Raw genomic sequence first — 16,590 nt, 5'->3', positions numbered from 1 at the left:
CAGGATGCCCGCCCGATGAGCGCCGCCTCCGCTCCGCTGCCGCGCTGGGTGACCTACGGGCTGATGCCCGTGCTCAACCTCGCCGTCGCCTTCCTGATCTCCGGCCTCGTGGTCGCCTTCATCGGCGAAAGCCCGTGGGAGGCGGTGGAGGTGCTCCTCACCGGCGCCCTCGGCACCGGCGAGGGCATCGGCTACACGCTCTTCTACGCCACCAACTTCATCTTCACGGGCCTTGCCGTGGCGGTCGCCTTCCACTGCGGCCTGTTCAACATCGGCGGCGAGGGGCAGGCCTACCTCGGCGGGCTCGGGGCCGCGCTGGTGGCGCTGTCGCTCGGCGACGTGCTGCCCTGGTACCTGACCATGCCGGTGGCCGTGCTGTTCGCCGCCCTCTTCGGGGCGGCCTGGGCGCTGATCCCCGCCTGGCTGCAGGCGAGCCGCGGCAGCCACATCGTGATCACCACGATCATGTTCAACTTCATCGGCGCCGCGCTGATGGTCTACCTGCTGGTCAACGTCCTGAAGGTGCCGGGCGCCATGGCGCCGGAGACGCGGGTGTTCGCCGAGGGCGGCCAGTTGCCGAAGCTGACCTGGCCGTTCGAGCTGTTCGGCGCGAAGCTCGGGGCGGCGCCCTTCAACGTGTCCTTCGTGATCGCCCTCGTGATGGCGGTGCTCGTCTGGCTGCTGATCTGGCGCACCCGGCTCGGCTACGAGATCCGCGCCACGGGCACCAACCCGACCGCCGCCATCTACGCCGGCATCCCGTACAAGCGCATGGTGATCGTCACCATGCTGCTGTCGGGCGGGCTCGCCGGCATGATGGCGCTCAACCCGGTGATGGGCGCCTCCGCCCGCCTGCAGGTGGAGTTCGTCGGCGGGGCCGGCTTCGTCGGCATCGCGGTGGCCCTGATGGGCCGCTCGCACCCGCTCGGCATCGTGTTCGCCGCCATCCTGTTCGGCGTCCTCTACCAGGGCGGCGCGGAGCTCTCGTTCTGGATCCCGGCCATCACGCGGGACATGATCGTGGTGATCCAGGGCCTCGTGATCCTGTTCGCGGGGGCGCTGGAGACCATGTTCCGGCCGGCGCTGGCGCGGCTCTTCTGGCGCGCGCCGCGGGCGGCCGCGGCCAAGGCCTGAGGGGGGCGGCATGGATCTCTTCACCACCGCCGTGCTCGTCCTCGACTCGACGATCCGGCTCACCATTCCGCTCCTGTTCGCGGCCCTCGCCGGCCTCTATTCGGAGCGGGCCGGCGTGTTCGACATCGGCCTCGAAGGCAAGATGCTGGCGGGCGCCTTCGCGGCCGGCTCCATCGCGATCGTGACCGGGTCGCCGTGGCTGGCGCTGGCCGGCTCCATCCTGATCGCGGTCCTGCTGTCGCTGGTCCACGGCTTCGCGTCCATCACGGCCAAGGGCAACCAGATCGTCTCCGGCGTCGCCATCAACTTCGTGGCGGCGGGTCTCACCGTCCTTCTCGGCCAGAACTGGTTCAGCCAGGGCGGGCGGACGCCGCAGCTGCCCAATACCGCCCGGTTCAACCCGATCGAACTGCCCGGCGCGGCGGCGGCGCGGGATGTGCCGGTGGTCGGCTACCTCTACGCGGAGCTGATCTCCGGCCACAGCATCCTCACTTATCTCGCCTTCATCGCCGTGCCCTTCTCCTGGTGGGCGCTCTACCGCACCCGGTTCGGCCTGCGGCTGCGGGCGGTGGGCGAGAACCCGGCGGCGGTGGATACGGCGGGCATCTCGGTGTCGTGGCTGCGCTACCGGGCGGTGATCTGCGCGGGCATCTTCTGCGGCCTCTCCGGCGCCTATCTGGCCATCGCCCAGTCGGCGGGCTTCATCAAGGATATGACCGCCGGCAAGGGTTACATCGCGCTGGCGGCGCTGATCTTCGCCAAGTGGAAGCCGGTGCCGGTGATGTTCGCCTGCCTCCTGTTCGGCTTCCTCGACGCCGTCGCGATCCGCCTGCAGGGGACGCCCGTGCCGCTCGTCGGCGAAGTGCCCGTGCAGATCTTCCAGGCCTTGCCGTATATTCTCACCTGCATCCTTCTGGCGGGCTTCATCGGCACCGCCATTCCGCCGAAGGCCGGCGGCGTGCCCTACACCAAGGAGCGGTGAGCGCCCATGACGACGTTCGACATTCTGTTCAAGGCCGCCTCGGCCGCCCGCGACAAGGCGCACGCGCCCTATTCGCGCTTCCACGTGGGCGCGGCGCTGCTCGACGATCTCGGCACGGTGCACGCGGGCTGCAACATCGAGAACGCCTCCTATCCGGAAGGCTGGTGCGCGGAGACCACCGCCATCGGCCACCTGGTGATGGGGGGAGGCAGCCGGATCGTGATGGCGGTGGTCGTCGCGCCGCGGATCGACCTCGCCGGCACGCCGGGCGGGCGATTCTGCACGCCCTGCGGCGGCTGCCGCCAGCGGCTATCCGAATTCGCCGGGCCGGAGACGCCGATCTATTCGTGCGACCCGGAGGGCCGGCACATGATGGTGCTGATGAAGGACCTGCTGCCGGCCGGCTTCTCGCTGGAGACCGAGCGATGAAAGGCTCCCACGGCCCGTCCTGCGCCGAGGTGATCCGCGCCCGGCGCCCCTGCGCACCCCGGGTCGGCCTGGTGCTCGGCTCCGGCCTCGGCGCGTTCGCGGACGCGGTGGAGAAGGCCGTGCGCTTCTCCTACGCCGAACTGCCGGGCTTTCCGCTCTCGGGCGTATCGGGCCACGCGGGCGAGATGGTGCTCGGCACCGTGGCGGGCGTGGAGGTGGCCGTGATGGCGGGCCGTGCGCACTATTACGAGCACGGCGACGCCAGCGTGATGCGCACGCCCATGGAGACCTTCCAGGCGCTCGGCTGCACGGCCGTGATCCTCACCAACGCCGCCGGCGGTCTCCACCCGGAGGTGCCGCCCGGCGAGCTGATGCTGATCACCGACCACATCAACTTCGCCGGGACCAATCCGCTGTTCGGCGAGCCGACGGACCGGCGCTTCGTGGGCCTCAGCCAGGCCTACGACCCGCATCTCCAGGCCCTGTTCCACCAGGCCGCCGCCGAGGAAGGGATCCGCCTCGCGACAGGCACCTACATGTGGTTCTCCGGTCCGTCGTTCGAGGCCCCGGCGGAGATCCGGGCGGCGCGCATCCTGGGGGCGGACGCGGTCGGCATGTCGACCGTGCCGGAGGTCATCCTGGCGCGCTTCTTCGGCCTCAGGGTCGCGGCGGTCTCCACCATCACCAACTACGCGGCCGGCATGACCGACGTGGAATTGAGCCACGAGGACGTGAAGGAGGTGGGACCCATGGGCGCTGCCAAGCTGATGCGTCTCCTGCCCCGCGTCATCGCAGCCTACGGGAGCGCCTGATGGAGAGCGCCGATGCCGTCGCCGTCGCCCGCCGGGCGATCGGCCTCCTGGACCTCACGGACCTTTCCGACGAATGCACCCCCGCGGCGGTGGACCGGCTCTGCGCCCGGGCGGTGACGCCGCACGGGTCGGTGGCAGCCGTCTGCCTCTATCCGCGCTTCGTCGCGCAGGCGAAGCGGCTCCTCGCCGGCACGGGCGTGAAGGTCGCGACCGTGGTGAATTTCCCGGCCGGCGGCGAGGACACGCCGGCGGTGCTCTCCGAAACCCGCGCCGCCCTCGACGATGGCGCCGACGAGATCGACCTCGTGATGCCTTACAGGGCCTTCCGGGAAGGGCGGCCCGAGGTGGCGCGCGAGCAGATCGCCCTCGTGGCGGACATCGTGCGCGCCAAGGGCGCGCGGCTGAAGGTGATCCTGGAGACCGGCGAGCTCGGCGACCTCGCGCTGGTGCGGTCCGCCGCGGAGCTCGCCGTCGAGGCGGGCGCGGACTTCCTGAAGACCTCCACCGGCAAGGTGAAGGTGAACGCCTCCGTGGAGGCCGCCCGGGTGATGCTGGACGTGATCGCCCGCTCCGGCCGGCAGGACCTCGGCTTCAAGCCGGCCGGCGGCATCCGGACCCTGGAGGACGCCGCCAACTACCTGTCGGTCGCCGACGCCGCCATGGGGTCCGCCTGGGCACGGCCGTCCACCTTCCGGTTCGGGGCGAGCGGGCTGCTCGACGCCCTGGTGGCCACCCTGGAGGGGCGCCAGGAGGACGGCGGCACCGGCTACTGACTGGACCGGCGGCGGCCGGCGGGCCTTCAGCGCCGGCTTCGGCTCGAGGGCCTCGAAGAGCCGGGACGACGGATACGGGACACGCGAGGACGAGGGCCGATGACCTATCTTCCCCAGGAGATCATCCGCCGCAAGCGGGACGGGCAGTCGCTTTCGGCGGAGGAGGTTCGCTTCCTCATCGACGGGCTCACCCGCGGCACCGTGACCGAGGGTCAGGCGGCGGCCTTCGCGATGGCGGTGATCTTCCGCGGCATGAGCCGCGACGAGCGCGTGGCGCTGACCCTCGCTATGCGGGACTCCGGCACGGTGCTCGACTGGTCGGATCTGCCCGGGCCCGCGCTCGACAAGCATTCGAGCGGCGGGATCGGCGACACGGTCTCGCTGATGCTGGCGCCGGCGGTCGCGGCCTGCGGCGGCTTCGTGCCGATGATCTCCGGGCGCGGCCTCGGCCACACCGGCGGCACGCTCGACAAGCTGGACGCGATCCCGGGCTATGCGAGCCAGCCGGACAACGCGCTCTTCCGCGCCGTGGTTCGGCAGGTGGGCTGCGCCGTCATCGGCCAGACCGCCGACCTCGCACCGGCGGACAAGCGGCTCTACGCCATTCGCGACGTGACCGCCACGGTGGAGAGCCTGGACCTCATCACGGCGTCCATCCTGTCGAAGAAGCTCGCGGCCGGGCTCCACGGCCTCGTGCTGGACGTGAAGGCGGGGTCGGGCGCCTTCATGGCGACCCTCGACGACGCCCGCGGCCTGGCGGAGAGCCTGGTGTCGGTGGCGAACGGGGCCGGGCTGCCGACCGTCGGCCTGATCACCGACATGAACGAGCCGCTCGCGACGGCCGCGGGCAACGCCCTGGAGGTGCGCGTCGCCATCGACTTCCTTTCCGGCGCCCGGGTGGACCCGCGGCTCTGGACCGTGACGGTGGCGTGCGGCGCCGAGATGCTGGTGCTCGGCCGGCTCGCGCCGGATCTCGACGCGGGGCGGGCGGCGATCGAGGCCGCCCTGACGAGCGGGCGGGCGGCGGAGGTGTTCGGCCGCATGGTGGCGGCGCTCGGCGGCCCGGCCGACCTGATGACCCGCGCCGACGCCCATCTCGCCCGCGCGCCGGTGGTGCGGCCGGTGTTCGCCGACGAGCCCGGCACCGTGGCGTCCATCGACGCGAGGGCGATCGGCGTCGCCGTGGTGGCGCTCGGCGGCGGGCGGACCCGGCCGGAGGACCGGATCGACCCGGCGGTCGGCTTCACCGACCTCGCCGGGATCGGGACGGCGGTGGACGGGGAGCGGCCGCTCGGCGTCGTCCACGCGGCGCGGGACGACATGGCCGACCGGGCGGCGGCGGCCCTCAAGGCCGCCTACCGGCTCGGCGCGGCCACGCCGGCAGGGCCGGTGATCATCGAGCGGGTGACCGGGTGAGATCCGGGCGCGGGACCGCGACCCGGGCGGAAGGGTAGCACATGCCGAGAGCCATCCTGATCGTCCTCGACAGCGTCGGCATCGGCGGCGCGCCGGACGCGGACCGCTATGGCGACGCGGGCGCCGACACGCTCGGCCACATCGCCGAGGCGTGCGCGACGGGCGCGGCGGACCGGGAGGGCCTGCGCGCCGGCCCGCTGATGCTGCCGAACCTCGACGCCCTCGGGCTCGGCGCCGCGGCGGAGGCCGCCACGGGCCGCCGCCCGCCGGGGCTCGACGCAGACCGGATCACCGGGCGCTACGCGGCGGCGGCGGAACGCTCCAAGGGCAAGGACACCCCGTCCGGCCATTGGGAGATCGCCGGCGTGCCGGTGCCGTTCGACTGGGGCTACTTCCCCGAGACGGTGCCCTGCCTGCCGAGGGACCTGGTGGAGGCCTTCGTTCGGGAGACGGGCGTGCCCGGCATCCTCGGCGACAGGCATGCCTCCGGAACCGCCGTCATCGCCGACTTCGGCGAGGAGCACGTGCGCACCGGCAAGCCCATCCTCTACACCTCGGCGGATTCCGTGCTGCAGATCGCCGCCCACGAGACCCACTACGGGCTCGACCGGCTGATCGAGCACTGCCGGATCGCGCGCAGGCTGGTGGATCCGCTCGGCATCGGCCGGGTGATCGCCCGGCCGTTCGTGGGCGAGACGGCGGACACCTTCACCCGCACTCCCAACCGGCGCGACTTCGCCGTGCCGCCGCCGGAGCCCACCCTGCTGACGCGGGTGGAGGCGGCCGGCGGGCGGGTGATCGGCGTCGGGAAGGTCGGCGACATCTTCGCCCACACGAACGTCACGGAGGTGCGCAAGGCGGCCGGCAACGGGGCGCTGGTGGACGCCACGCTCGCGGCTCTTTCGGACGCGCGCGACGGCGACCTGGTGTTCGCGAACCTCGTCGACTTCGACACGAATTTCGGGCATCGGCGCGACCCGGCCGGCTATGCGGCGGCCCTGGAGGCGTTCGACGCCCGCGTGCCGGAGCTCCTGGCGGCTCTCGCGCCGGGCGATCTCCTGGTGCTGACCGCCGACCACGGCTGCGACCCGACCTGGCGCGGCACCGACCACACCCGCGAGCAGGTGCCGGTGCTGATGGCGGGCGCCGGCGTGGAGCCCGGCTTCGCCGGCCGGCGGACGACCTTCGCGGACATCGGCGAGACGGTGGCGGCCTGGCTCGGCCTGCCGACCGGTCCGCACGGGACCGCCATGCTCTGATCCGCCGCCCCCTGCCGCCTGCCCTCGTTCAAGGATCCGGACCTCGATGACCCTCGCCATTCCCAAGGTGGAACTGCACTGCCACATCGAGGGGGCGGCGCCGCCGGACCTCGTCCGCCGGCTCGCCCGGAAGCACGGAGTGGACGTGAGCCGCCTGTTCGACGAGGCGGGCGACTATGCCTGGTCGGACTTCTCCAGCTTCATCACGGCCTACGACGGCGCGGCGGCCGTGTTCCGCACCCGGGAGGACTATGCGGAGCTCGCCGAGACCTATCTCACCGCCTCGGCGGCGGAGGGCGTGATCTACACGGAGGTGTTCGTCTCGCCCGACCACGCCCGGCGCACCGGCATCCCCTACGAGGACTATATCGGCGGCATCGTGGACGGCATGCGTCGCGCGGAGGCGGCGCACGGCATCGTCGGCCGCCTGATCCCCTTGATCGAGCGGCACTTCGGGCCGCGGACCGCCGTGGAGGCGGCGAAGACGGCGGTGGCCCACCTGATCCCGGAAGTGGTCGGCTTCGGGATGGCGGGCGACGAGCGGCTTCACGCCGTCGCCGAGTTCGCGCCTGCCTTCATGATCGCCCACGAGGCCGGCCTGCCGCTCACGTCCCACGCGGGCGAGGTGATGGGGGCGGAGAGCGTGCGCGCCACCCTGGACGCGCTGCCGGTGCGGCGCATCGGCCACGGGGTGCGGGCGATCGAGGACGCGGCCCTGGTGCGCCGGCTCGCGGACGAGGGCGTCGTGCTGGAATGCTGTCCGGGCTCGAACATCGCCCTGAAGGTGTTCGACCGGTTCGAGGACCATCCGTTCAAGGCGCTGAAGGACGCCGGCGTGATCGTGACGCTCAACTCCGACGACCCGCCCTTCTTCTGGACGTCCATGGGGCGGGAATATCGCATCGCCCACGACCACCTGGGCCAGAGCGAGGCGGACCTCGTGGCCGTCACGGCGGCGGCGATCGAAGCGGCCTTTTGCGACGACGCCACCAGGGCGCGCCTTCGGGCGCGGCTTCAGGGCCACGAACCCGCCTTCCCAAGAGGCTGAGACTACGTCATATTTCCGGTTTGACGAGTACGCGGCGCAAACGCCTGCGCCGGAGAGGACACCCATGACGGGCACCGACAACCGGCCCAGCCACATCCGCCTCACCTCCCATCCCGGGGCGGGACTGCCGACCCGCTTCCCGATCCGCTGGGGCGAGGCGGACCCGAAGACGCGCGGGCCCGTGATCGGCAGCGTGTCGCGCGCCCAGGACCGCAACACCATCGGGACGCACGGCGGCAGCTATTCGCTCTACCGGGCGCTCGCCGTGTCGTCGGGCGCGCTCAACCCGATCCAGCGACCGGACCTCACCAACACCACGCCGGTGGTGCCCATGGGGCCGTTCCCGCAGTGGTCGGACCCGGCCCGCATCGTCTCGCTCGACCCGTTCGGCCATCTGGCAGCGGACGTCTACGCGGACCTGATCGCGGAAGGCGTGGACATCCGGCCCACCATCGCGATCACCAAGGCGCGCCTGACCCTCAACGAGATCCAGGAGGCGATCCGCCTCGGCCGCCTAAAGGTGGACGGCACGGTGGTCCGCGAGCACGGCGACGTGTCGGTGATCAAGGCGGCCGTCGACCCGGTCTGGTACCTGCCCGGGATCGCGGAGCGCTTCGGCGTCAAGGAGGAGAAGCTGCGCCGGGTGCTGTTCGAGCAGACGGCGGGCATGTATCCGGAGCTCGTCACCCGGCCGGACCTGTCGGTCTTCCTGCCGCCGATCGGCGGCATCACGCTCTACATCTTCGGCGACCCGCAGGCGATGACCGACCCGACGCGCCGGCTGACCTGCCGGGTGCACGACGAGTGCAACGGTTCGGACGTGTTCGGCTCGGACATCTGCACCTGCCGGCCCTACCTGCTGCACGGCATCGAGGAGTGCGTGGCGGAGGCCCAGGCGGGCGGCGCCGGCCTCATCGTCTACAACCGAAAGGAGGGGCGGGCGCTGGGCGAGGTGACCAAGTTCCTGGTCTACAACGCCCGCAAGCGCCAGGAGGGCGGAGACACGGCCGCGAAGTACTTCGAGCGCACCGAGTGCGTGGCCGGCGTCCAGGACGCCCGGTTCCAGGAACTGATGCCGGACGTCCTGCACTGGCTCGGCATCACCCGGATCGACCGGTTCGTCTCCATGTCGGACATGAAGCACGATGCGGTGGTGCGCTCCGGGATCGAGATCGGCGAGCGGGTGGCGATCCCGGACGACCGCATCCCGGTGGACGCGCGGGTGGAGATGGAGGCCAAGAAGGCGGCCGGCTACTTCACCCCGGCGCCACCGCCGGACGAGGATGCGCTTCTGGCCACCCAGGGGCGCGGGCTCGACGAGTTCTGAGCGGCGGGTCCGGCGGCCCGTCGTCACCGGACCGCCGGTCGGGGCGGGATGCCGGAACGTCCTTTCCCCCGGCCAGCCTTCGAGGATGCCATGACCACAGCGGCCAGCGACGAGACCCTCGCCCGCGGACTCCTGACCGCAGGCGCCGTGCGCGAGCGCGCCCACGCCATGCTGGACGCCGGCCTCGCGGACCGGCTGCAGCATTTCACCGTCCACCTGGACAAGCTGCCGGCCGCCGCCGACTTCGTGCTCCAGGTGATGCGGCGGGCCTATCCGAGCCTGGACGTGCCGTTCCATGCCCGCTGGCGCCACTTCGAGGCCGGCGGCTTCGATCGCTGGTCGGCCTATGCGGAGGCGGTGGGGTTCGACGACGTGGACGACATGGGCCGCGCCGCCTACGACCTTGCCATCGTGTCCGTCCTCCTCGACGCCGGGGCCGGCGCGTCCTGGCACTATGCGGACGCGGTGACCGGGGAGACCTATTCGCGCTCCGAGGGGCTCGCGGTGGCGAGCTTCAACATGATGACCTCCGGCCTCTTCTCGGCGGTGCCGGTGAAGCCGTTCCGGGCGGACGCCTCGGCGCTCGCCGGGCTGACGGTCGAGGAACTGGCGTCCGGTTTCCAGGTGGACGAGCGCAATCCGATGGTCGGCCTGGACGGCCGGGCCGCGCTCCTGAACCGGCTCGGCCGGGTGGCGGAGGCGGCGCCCGACGTGTTCGCCCGCGTGGACGCCGCGCGCCCCGGCGGCCTGTTCGACGTCCTGAAGGCCGAAGCCGGGGAGGGGAGCCTGCCGGCGCCCCGCATCCTGGAGGTGCTGCTGCAGACGCTGGGGCCGATCTGGCCTGGGCGCACGCGGCTCGCCGGGGTGGACCTCGGCGACACCTGGCACCATCCGGCCCTCGTCACGGCGGACGCGACCAGCGGTCTCGTGCCTTTCCACAAGCTCTCCCAGTGGCTCGCCTACTCGCTAATCGAGCCGCTCGCCTGGGCGGGGGTCGGGGTGACGGACGTGGACGGGCTGACGGGGCTCGCCGAATACCGCAACGGCGGCCTCTTCCTCGACACGGGCGTGATCGCCCTCAAGGACCCGGCGGAGGCGGCGGTCGCCCACCCAGTGGGATCCGCTCTCGTGGTGGAGTGGCGGGCGCTCACGGTGGCGCTCCTCGACCGGATCGCAGAGGAGATCCGCCGCAGCCTCGGCCGCGACGCGGTCAGCCTGCCGCTCGCCAAGGTGCTGGAAGGCGGCACGTGGGCGGCGGGCCGGGAGATCGCCCGCAAGCTGCGGCCGGGCGGCGGTCCGCCGCTGACGGTGGAGAGCGACGGCACGGTGTTCTGACGCCGATCCGCCGTAGGGAATGCGCGTCCGATCGTCACGGACGCGCATTCCCTACGGCGGCGGAGCGCGATAGGGTCTGGGCCGGACACGTCGGTCTGAAGAGAAGCCGGCCTGAAGAGAAGTCGGTCCGGAGTTGAAGAGGGGTTCCATGCAGGGCGTCACGGTCGTCGATCATCCGCTGGTTCAGCACAAGCTCACGATCATGCGGAACAAGGAGACCTCCACGGCGGGCTTCCGCCGGCTCCTGCGCGAGATCGCGACGCTGCTCTGCTACGAGGTGACCCGGGGGCTGGAACTCACCACCGTCGACATCGAGACTCCGCTCGGCCCCATGCAGGCGCCGACCCTCGTCGGCAAGAAGCTGGTGTTCGCCTCGGTGCTGCGGGCCGGCAACGGTCTCCTGGAGGGCATGCTCGACCTGGTGCCGGCCGCCCGCGTCGCCCACGTGGGTCTCTACCGGGATCCGCACACGCTGGAGGCGGTGGAATACTATTTCAAGGCGCCGGACGACCTGGCCGACCGTCTCACCATCGTGGTCGACCCCATGCTGGCGACCGCCAATTCGGCCATCGCGGCGGTGGAGCGGCTGAAGGAGCGCGGCGCCCGGGACATCCGCTTCGTCTGCCTGCTGGCCGCTCCCGAGGGGATCGAGCGGTTCCGGGGCGCGCACCCGGACGTGGAGATCTTCACCGCGGCCGTCGACGACCACCTCAACGAGAAGGGCTACATCGTGCCCGGCCTCGGCGACGCGGGCGACCGGATGTACGGCACCAAGTGACGCCGGCGCGCGTTCGCGGCGCCGGACGTCGCGGCCGAGCCCGCCCCAGACCCATGCCATGAGGACGCCCGGCCCGCCGTGGGCCTCGGAACCGTCCCGGGAGGACCGCCCATGATCGTCGTCTTCGGGTCGATCAACGTCGATCTCGTCACCGCCGTGCCGCGGTTGCCCGGCCCGGGTGAAACCGTGAAGGGCCCGGGCTACCGCACCTTTCCCGGCGGCAAGGGCGCGAACCAGGCGCTGGCCGCCCGGCGCGCGGGCGCGTCCGTCGCCATGGTGGGGGCGGTCGGCGACGACGGCTTCCGGGCCGAGGCCCTGTCCCTGCTCGACGCGGCCGGCGTGGACCTGTCCGGGGTCGCGGCGGCGGACGCGCCGACCGGCATCGCGCTGATCGCCGTGGACGAACGGGCGGAGAACCAGATCGTGGTGGCGAGCGGCGCGAACGCCCTCGCGGACCCGGCGGGCGTCGCGTCCCGCATCGGTGCGGGCGACTGGCTGCTGCTCCAGTTCGAGGTGCCGGACGCCGCCGTGCTGGCGGCCGCCGAGGCGGCGAAGCGAGCGGGCGCCAGGGTCATCCTCAACGCCGCCCCGGCCGGCCCGGTGCCGACGGCTCTCGCGGCGCTCCTGGACGTCCTGATCGTCAACGAGCACGAGGCCGCCGAGGTGGCGGCGAGCGCCGGCCTGCCGGACGAGCCGAAGGCCTTCGCGGCAGCCTGGGCGGCCCGCACGGGCGGCGCCTGCGTGGTGACGCTCGGCGCGGAGGGCGCGTTCGCGGCGTCGGGCGGCGAGACCGTGTCGGTCGCGCCGCCGGCCGTGACCGTGGTGGACACGACCGCCGCCGGCGACGGCTTCGTCGGCGCGTTCGCGGCGGCGCTCGATCGGGGCGCGAGCCTTGCCGACGCGCTCCTCGACGGCGTGGCGGCCGGCAGCCTGGCGGTCGAGGCGGCCGGCGCGCAGCCGAGCCTGCCCGGCGCGGACGCGATCCGCGCCCGGGCGGCGGGCCTGAAGGCCACGCGCTGAGGGCGAAGAGGAGAGGCCGGGCGATCGTCCAAGGACCGGGAGCCCGTGCCGGCGCTCCGCGGCGGCGCCGAGGCTCGGCCGGGTCAGCCGGTCTTCATGCCGGTCAGCCGGTCTTCATGCCGGTCAGCCGGCTTTCATGCCGGTCAGCCGGCTTTCATGCCGGTCTGCAGGCGTTCGGCGGCGCCCTTCAGGATGAGGCGCACCTGGGTGCCTTCGTCGGTGGCGACGATGTCGCCGATCTGGGCGCCCACGCGCCGGGCGCTCGCCCGGAGGGCCGCGACCGCGAGGTGCCAGTCCGCCACGATGGCGTCGTCCTCCGTCGCCTCCAGGGCGGCGCGCTGGGCCTTGATGCTGAGGCCGGCGGTCTCGAAGTTGATGCCCTTCAGGTCGAAGGTCATCATCACCGGCGCGCTGCCGACCCGCGCATAGGCGACCAGGAGCGCGAGGCGGATGACGGCCCGCAGGTCGTCCCGCGCGCCGGCGAGGAGCGGCGATTCCTTGCCGATGTTGAAGGCGGTGACGAGACCGGACCCTTGCGCGACGGAGAACCACTCCTCCGCGAAGTCCACCACCTCCATGTGCTGGCTGGCGCCGTCGCCGGCGCCGCCCATGAGGGCGAGACAGGCCTCCAGGGACAGCTTGACCTCCAAAGTCCGGCGCTCGGACTGGCGCAGCAGGCGCTTCTGCTCGCGCAGGTCGGATTCGGCCGCGAGCCGCGACCGCTGGGCCTGGGTGGCGTCCGCGAACATCGCCACGTAGGTGGGCGTCCGCGTCTGCCGGCCCACCATCAGGCCGCCGCAGATCGCGTAGCGGGCGCCTTCCGCGGTGATGATCTCCACCAGCCGGCATTCGCCGCCGAACCGGTCGGCGTGTTCCTTGAGGACGGAGCGCACGCCGCTCTCCACGTCGCGGATCACCAGCGGGGCCGACACCTGGGAGCGCACCAGGTCGCGGTCGAACAGGGCGTTCGCGGGCGGGTTGGCGAAGGTGGGCGTGCCGTCGGCCACCATCTGGACGATGGCGAAGGGAGACTGCTCCAGGAGGCTTTCGGCCACCAGAACCTTCTTGCGCCAGATCTCGGCGAGAAAGCCGCGGAACCGCTCCAACTCGGCGCCGAGCCGCCCGACCTCGGTGCGGTCGCTCGGCAGGCGGTCGCCGGTGTCGGCGAGCGCCGGGTCCTTCATCACGAGGGCGAGGATGTCGAGCGTCTTGCGCAGCGGCGCGGCCATCCGGGCCTCGATCACCAGGGCCGCCCCGAGGGCCGCCCCGACCGCCGCGGTGAGCGATATGATCACCGCGTGGGTGAGGGCGAGCGCCTGGAGCTCGGCCGTCGGCCCCGTGTCCATGCGGGTCAGGATGTGGAAGGGCGTCGCAGTGAGCTCGGGCGACAGGTAGAACTCCACCCGGGCCGGATCGGCCGTCGGGTGGATGGTGCGGGCGTTCGCGGTGATGTCCCGGAAGGACGTGGAGGCGGCCTCGCCGAAGGTCTGCAGCAGGTGGCCGGAGGTGTCGAAGATGGCCCCGCCCTTTACCACGTCGAGGACGGAGAGGCGGGTGGCGACCCGGCCGATCTCCTCCGCCTTGGTCTGGTAGCGCGGGTCGAGGGCGGCCTGGAAGGTGAGTTCGGTGGCGGCGAACAGACGTTCCAGGTGGTAGGTTCGGTCGCGCTGGGCGAGGATCGTCCCGACGCCGATGCCCACGAGGGCGGTCGTCACGAAGGCGCACAGGCCGGCGACCACCGAGGCGGCGACCAGAATGCGGCGACGTCCCCCGTCTCCAGCCACCGAATCCCTCCCCGGCCGCACGATGATCGTCGTCAGGTCACGGGCGCGACCGACCATCTTCAGTCGACAAGATCACACAACGTGTTTTGAATTGGTTAATTACCTGTCATATCCGGCCGGACCGGATCAGCACCAGGTCACGGGCGTGCCGAGGCGCGGCCGGATCATGTAGACGTGGCTGAGACTGTAGGAATCCTTGCCGGTATACTGCTTCAGGATGGTCGAGAACGGCGACGAGTAGCTGTATTCGCTGTAGGCGACGATGACCTGGCTGTTGTTCTCGGCGATGCCGGTCGGAATGGGGTGCGGAAAGACGGACGACCCCTTGGTCGGCACGCCCGTGGGGCTGTTGCGGGAGGTGGCGCAGCCGACCTTCTGCTCCCCGGTGGCCGAGATGTTGACCGTGTAGATCATCAGCTTCAGATTCCCGGACGCATAGGGCACGATGATGGCAGACGAGGCGTTGAGGACGTTGGTCACGTCGGTCGCGGTCATCGTCGAATACTGGGAGAACAGGTCGCCGATGGTGGCGGCGATCCGGTTGACCTTGCGGTCGATCGACAGGGCCTCGCTCAGCTCCACGCAGCCGGCGTAGATCACCAGCATGATCGGCAGGATGAGGGCGAACTCCACCGCCGAGACGCCCCGGCGGTCGGCCCGAAGGGCGGCTGCCCGCGCGGCGACGCGGATCAGGAAGGCGCGCACGGCGGTCACCATGGGAAGGGCTCGTTTCGGAAGGCGACGGCGGCGCCGAGGAGGTGCTTGCCGTTGGCGAGCGGCGTCGACGAGGTGCCGAACATGTTGAAGAACGCGGGCCACTGGTAGAAGCCCCGCACCACCACCACGTCGCCCCGCTTGCCGGGATCGAAGCCGAAGTCGTCCTTGACCTTGCCGTCGGCTCCGACCGGTGAGCCGAGCGTCACGCTGTTGAAGTCGTCGTAGCGGACCACCTCCACCGCCAGGTTGCCGGCGCAGTCGCCGAAGCCCGCGAGGCCGGAGCAGACCAGCGCCTTGAAGCCGTCCGCGTTGAGCTTGGTCTGCTGGACCTGACCGGTGCGGATCTGCCGGGCGGCCTGGGTCACGGCCGTGTCCAGGATCTGGCCGACGAAGAAGATGAGAGCCGTCTCCAGGATGGCGAACAGAAGGGCGAAGAAGGGGACCGACACGATGGCGAACTCGACGGCCACCGACCCGTCGGCCCGCCGGGCGAACCGGCCGGATAGCCCGGAGCCCCGCCGCGCCCAGCCTGTCGCAAGCTTTCGCAGTCTCGTCATGGTTTCGCACCCGTCCTGATCGACCGCACGCGCCGGGCCGGCGCCCTGCGGTCCTTCGGCCAAGACCAACACGGGGGTGGTTGAGATTCCGTATAGGATTTAATGCATGTTACGGAGCGGCGACTCAGTTTCCACCCGCAGTCCCGTTGCGCAGGGCGTTCTGGTTCTGGATGTTCGTGTAGAACTCCGTGTCGTCGCCCGGCACCAGGGTGGGCTCGCAGCGATCGAGGCAGCTCATGCTGTAGCGGCTGCCGCCCTTCTGCACCGTCACCAGATTGAAGGTCGGCGCCTGGACTTGAACCTGCGTGTCGGCGATCGGCTCGCCTTCGCTGTCGAGGATGATCACGTTGGTCACTCCGTAGGAGCGGCCGGTGATCACAAGGGTCTGGCTGTCCTGCATGGTGGCGTCCGCGATGGACGGATTGCCGATGATGATGGTGGCGGCCGGCGCGGAGATTCGCATCACCTTGGCCTGGTCCATGGTGACGACAACCGGCGCCGTCGGTTCCATGGTCTCGGCCGCTCCGGGCGACACGGCCGCCATGAGGATGGTCGCCAGCGAGACGAGGAGGAGGGTGGCGCGGCGCAGCGGCATGGGGTTCCCCAGCGGGTTCCGAGGCTCAGACTCCATAGAACATTCGATATCTAAGTGAACATTTCGCTAACGCACCCTCCGAAAGACGCGACCCCGGTCATGCTGCCCGACGCCCGCCGGCGCGGCGCGCGAAGCCGGCGCTCCGATGGCGTTGAGGAGCCTCGCAGCCCCGGAAACTCTGGATATCCGCGACCTAAAACGGTTTGAATGAGGGTTGCACGTGTAAACGAAAGCCTTCGGAAGGTGGTTAATGCTTCGACTTTGAGGAAAAACTAGCAGATATTTAACCGCGAATTCTTCGATCCGGACGATGCGGAGCTTCTGCATCCGATTTAACCTCGTGGAAACATGCTCAGATTAGATTTCATCTCGGTTCAGATCGGTCGGGCGATCACAAAAGACCCTCGAACCTGTGCTGTCCAAGTCGAGTAGGAGTTTGATCATGAAGACCCTCTTCCAGCGCTTCATCAAGAACGAGTCCGGCGCCACCGCGATCGAGTACGGCCTCATCGCCTCGCTCATCGCCGTCGCGATCATCACCGCCGCGTCGACCCTCGGCACCGAGGTCGGCCAGACCTTCAAGAAGGTCTCCGACGAGCTCACCAAGACCAACTGATCCTTGGC

17 protein-coding genes are annotated in these 16,590 nt (G+C 71.0%); 13 read left to right on the top strand and 4 right to left on the bottom strand.

What is annotated here, in order from left to right; all coding sequences use genetic code 11:
* The first annotated feature begins 15 nt into the window (after window positions 1–15).
* The 12 genes from HND91_RS01060 (at window position 16) to HND91_RS01005 (ending at window position 12,313) form a co-directional block, all read left to right on the top strand.
* On the top strand, window positions 16–1,134 hold the full coding sequence (locus HND91_RS01060; RefSeq protein ID WP_181704663.1) for an ABC transporter permease: 1,119 nt from the start codon (window positions 16–18) through the stop codon (window positions 1,132–1,134).
* A 10-nt stretch (window positions 1,135–1,144) separates the two neighbouring features.
* Window positions 1,145–2,116, top strand: coding sequence for an ABC transporter permease (locus HND91_RS01055; protein ID WP_181704662.1), 972 nt, complete (start codon window positions 1,145–1,147; stop codon window positions 2,114–2,116).
* Between the two features lie 6 nt (window positions 2,117–2,122).
* Window positions 2,123–2,545: a cytidine deaminase gene (gene cdd, locus HND91_RS01050; RefSeq protein WP_181704661.1), complete on the top strand. Its 423-nt coding sequence runs from the start codon at window positions 2,123–2,125 to the stop codon at window positions 2,543–2,545.
* Window positions 2,542–3,357, top strand: a complete 816-nt coding sequence (locus HND91_RS01045; RefSeq protein WP_181704660.1) for a purine-nucleoside phosphorylase — start codon at window positions 2,542–2,544, stop codon at window positions 3,355–3,357. The genes cdd and HND91_RS01045 overlap by 4 nt, the downstream gene beginning before the upstream one ends.
* Window positions 3,357–4,130 (top strand): deoxyribose-phosphate aldolase, encoded by a 774-nt coding sequence (gene deoC / locus HND91_RS01040; RefSeq protein WP_181704659.1) that lies wholly within the window; start codon window positions 3,357–3,359, stop codon window positions 4,128–4,130. Before HND91_RS01045 ends, deoC begins: the two co-directional genes overlap by 1 nt.
* A gap of 99 nt (window positions 4,131–4,229) precedes the next feature.
* Window positions 4,230–5,546 (top strand): thymidine phosphorylase, encoded by a 1,317-nt coding sequence (gene deoA / locus HND91_RS01035; RefSeq protein WP_181704658.1) that lies wholly within the window; start codon window positions 4,230–4,232, stop codon window positions 5,544–5,546.
* A 41-nt stretch (window positions 5,547–5,587) separates the two neighbouring features.
* Window positions 5,588–6,805, top strand: a complete 1,218-nt coding sequence (locus tag HND91_RS01030) for a phosphopentomutase (protein WP_181704657.1) — start codon at window positions 5,588–5,590, stop codon at window positions 6,803–6,805.
* A 58-nt stretch (window positions 6,806–6,863) separates the two neighbouring features.
* Window positions 6,864–7,853 (top strand): adenosine deaminase, encoded by a 990-nt coding sequence (locus HND91_RS01025; RefSeq protein WP_343057063.1) that lies wholly within the window; start codon window positions 6,864–6,866, stop codon window positions 7,851–7,853.
* A 64-nt stretch (window positions 7,854–7,917) separates the two neighbouring features.
* Window positions 7,918–9,180 carry a GTP cyclohydrolase II gene (locus HND91_RS01020; RefSeq protein WP_181704655.1) on the top strand — a complete coding sequence of 421 codons (1,263 nt, stop codon included), beginning with the start codon at window positions 7,918–7,920 and terminating at the stop codon, window positions 9,178–9,180.
* Window positions 9,181–9,270: 90 nt separating this feature from the next.
* Window positions 9,271–10,515 carry a URC4/urg3 family protein gene (locus HND91_RS01015; RefSeq protein WP_181704654.1) on the top strand — a complete coding sequence of 415 codons (1,245 nt, stop codon included), beginning with the start codon at window positions 9,271–9,273 and terminating at the stop codon, window positions 10,513–10,515.
* A 148-nt stretch (window positions 10,516–10,663) separates the two neighbouring features.
* Entirely contained in the window at window positions 10,664–11,293 is a 630-nt protein-coding gene (upp, locus tag HND91_RS01010) for a uracil phosphoribosyltransferase (RefSeq protein ID WP_181704653.1), read from the top strand.
* Between the two features lie 111 nt (window positions 11,294–11,404).
* Window positions 11,405–12,313 carry a ribokinase gene (locus HND91_RS01005; RefSeq protein WP_181704652.1) on the top strand — a complete coding sequence of 303 codons (909 nt, stop codon included), beginning with the start codon at window positions 11,405–11,407 and terminating at the stop codon, window positions 12,311–12,313.
* Between the two features lie 143 nt (window positions 12,314–12,456).
* Here the strand turns inward: HND91_RS01005 and HND91_RS01000 are convergent, their stop codons facing one another.
* The 4 genes from HND91_RS01000 to HND91_RS00985 all read right to left on the bottom strand — a co-directional run bounded on the left by HND91_RS01000 (window position 12,457) and on the right by HND91_RS00985 (window position 15,966).
* Window positions 12,457–14,097, bottom strand: a complete 1,641-nt coding sequence (locus HND91_RS01000) for a hypothetical protein (protein ID WP_181704651.1) — start codon at window positions 14,095–14,097, stop codon at window positions 12,457–12,459.
* 126 nt (window positions 14,098–14,223) lie between these two features.
* Window positions 14,224–14,814: a TadE/TadG family type IV pilus assembly protein gene (locus tag HND91_RS00995; protein ID WP_181704650.1), complete on the bottom strand. Its 591-nt coding sequence runs from the start codon at window positions 14,812–14,814 to the stop codon at window positions 14,224–14,226.
* A complete protein-coding gene (locus HND91_RS00990; protein ID WP_181704649.1) occupies window positions 14,808–15,371 on the bottom strand; it encodes a TadE/TadG family type IV pilus assembly protein in 564 nt (187 codons plus the stop codon). The genes HND91_RS00995 and HND91_RS00990 overlap by 7 nt, the downstream gene beginning before the upstream one ends.
* Window positions 15,372–15,495: 124 nt before the next feature.
* Window positions 15,496–15,966: a pilus assembly protein N-terminal domain-containing protein gene (locus HND91_RS00985; protein ID WP_181704648.1), complete on the bottom strand. Its 471-nt coding sequence runs from the start codon at window positions 15,964–15,966 to the stop codon at window positions 15,496–15,498.
* A 442-nt stretch (window positions 15,967–16,408) separates the two neighbouring features.
* Between HND91_RS00985 and HND91_RS00980 the strand changes: the two genes are divergently transcribed.
* A complete protein-coding gene (locus HND91_RS00980) occupies window positions 16,409–16,582 on the top strand; it encodes a Flp family type IVb pilin (RefSeq protein ID WP_181704647.1) in 174 nt (57 codons plus the stop codon).
* Window positions 16,583–16,590 lie beyond the last annotated feature (8 nt).

Source organism: Chthonobacter rhizosphaerae (assembly GCF_013839525.1).
Lineage (GTDB): Bacteria > Pseudomonadota > Alphaproteobacteria > Rhizobiales > Pleomorphomonadaceae > Chthonobacter > Chthonobacter rhizosphaerae.
This window is presented reverse-complemented; position numbering and strand designations above follow the sequence as displayed.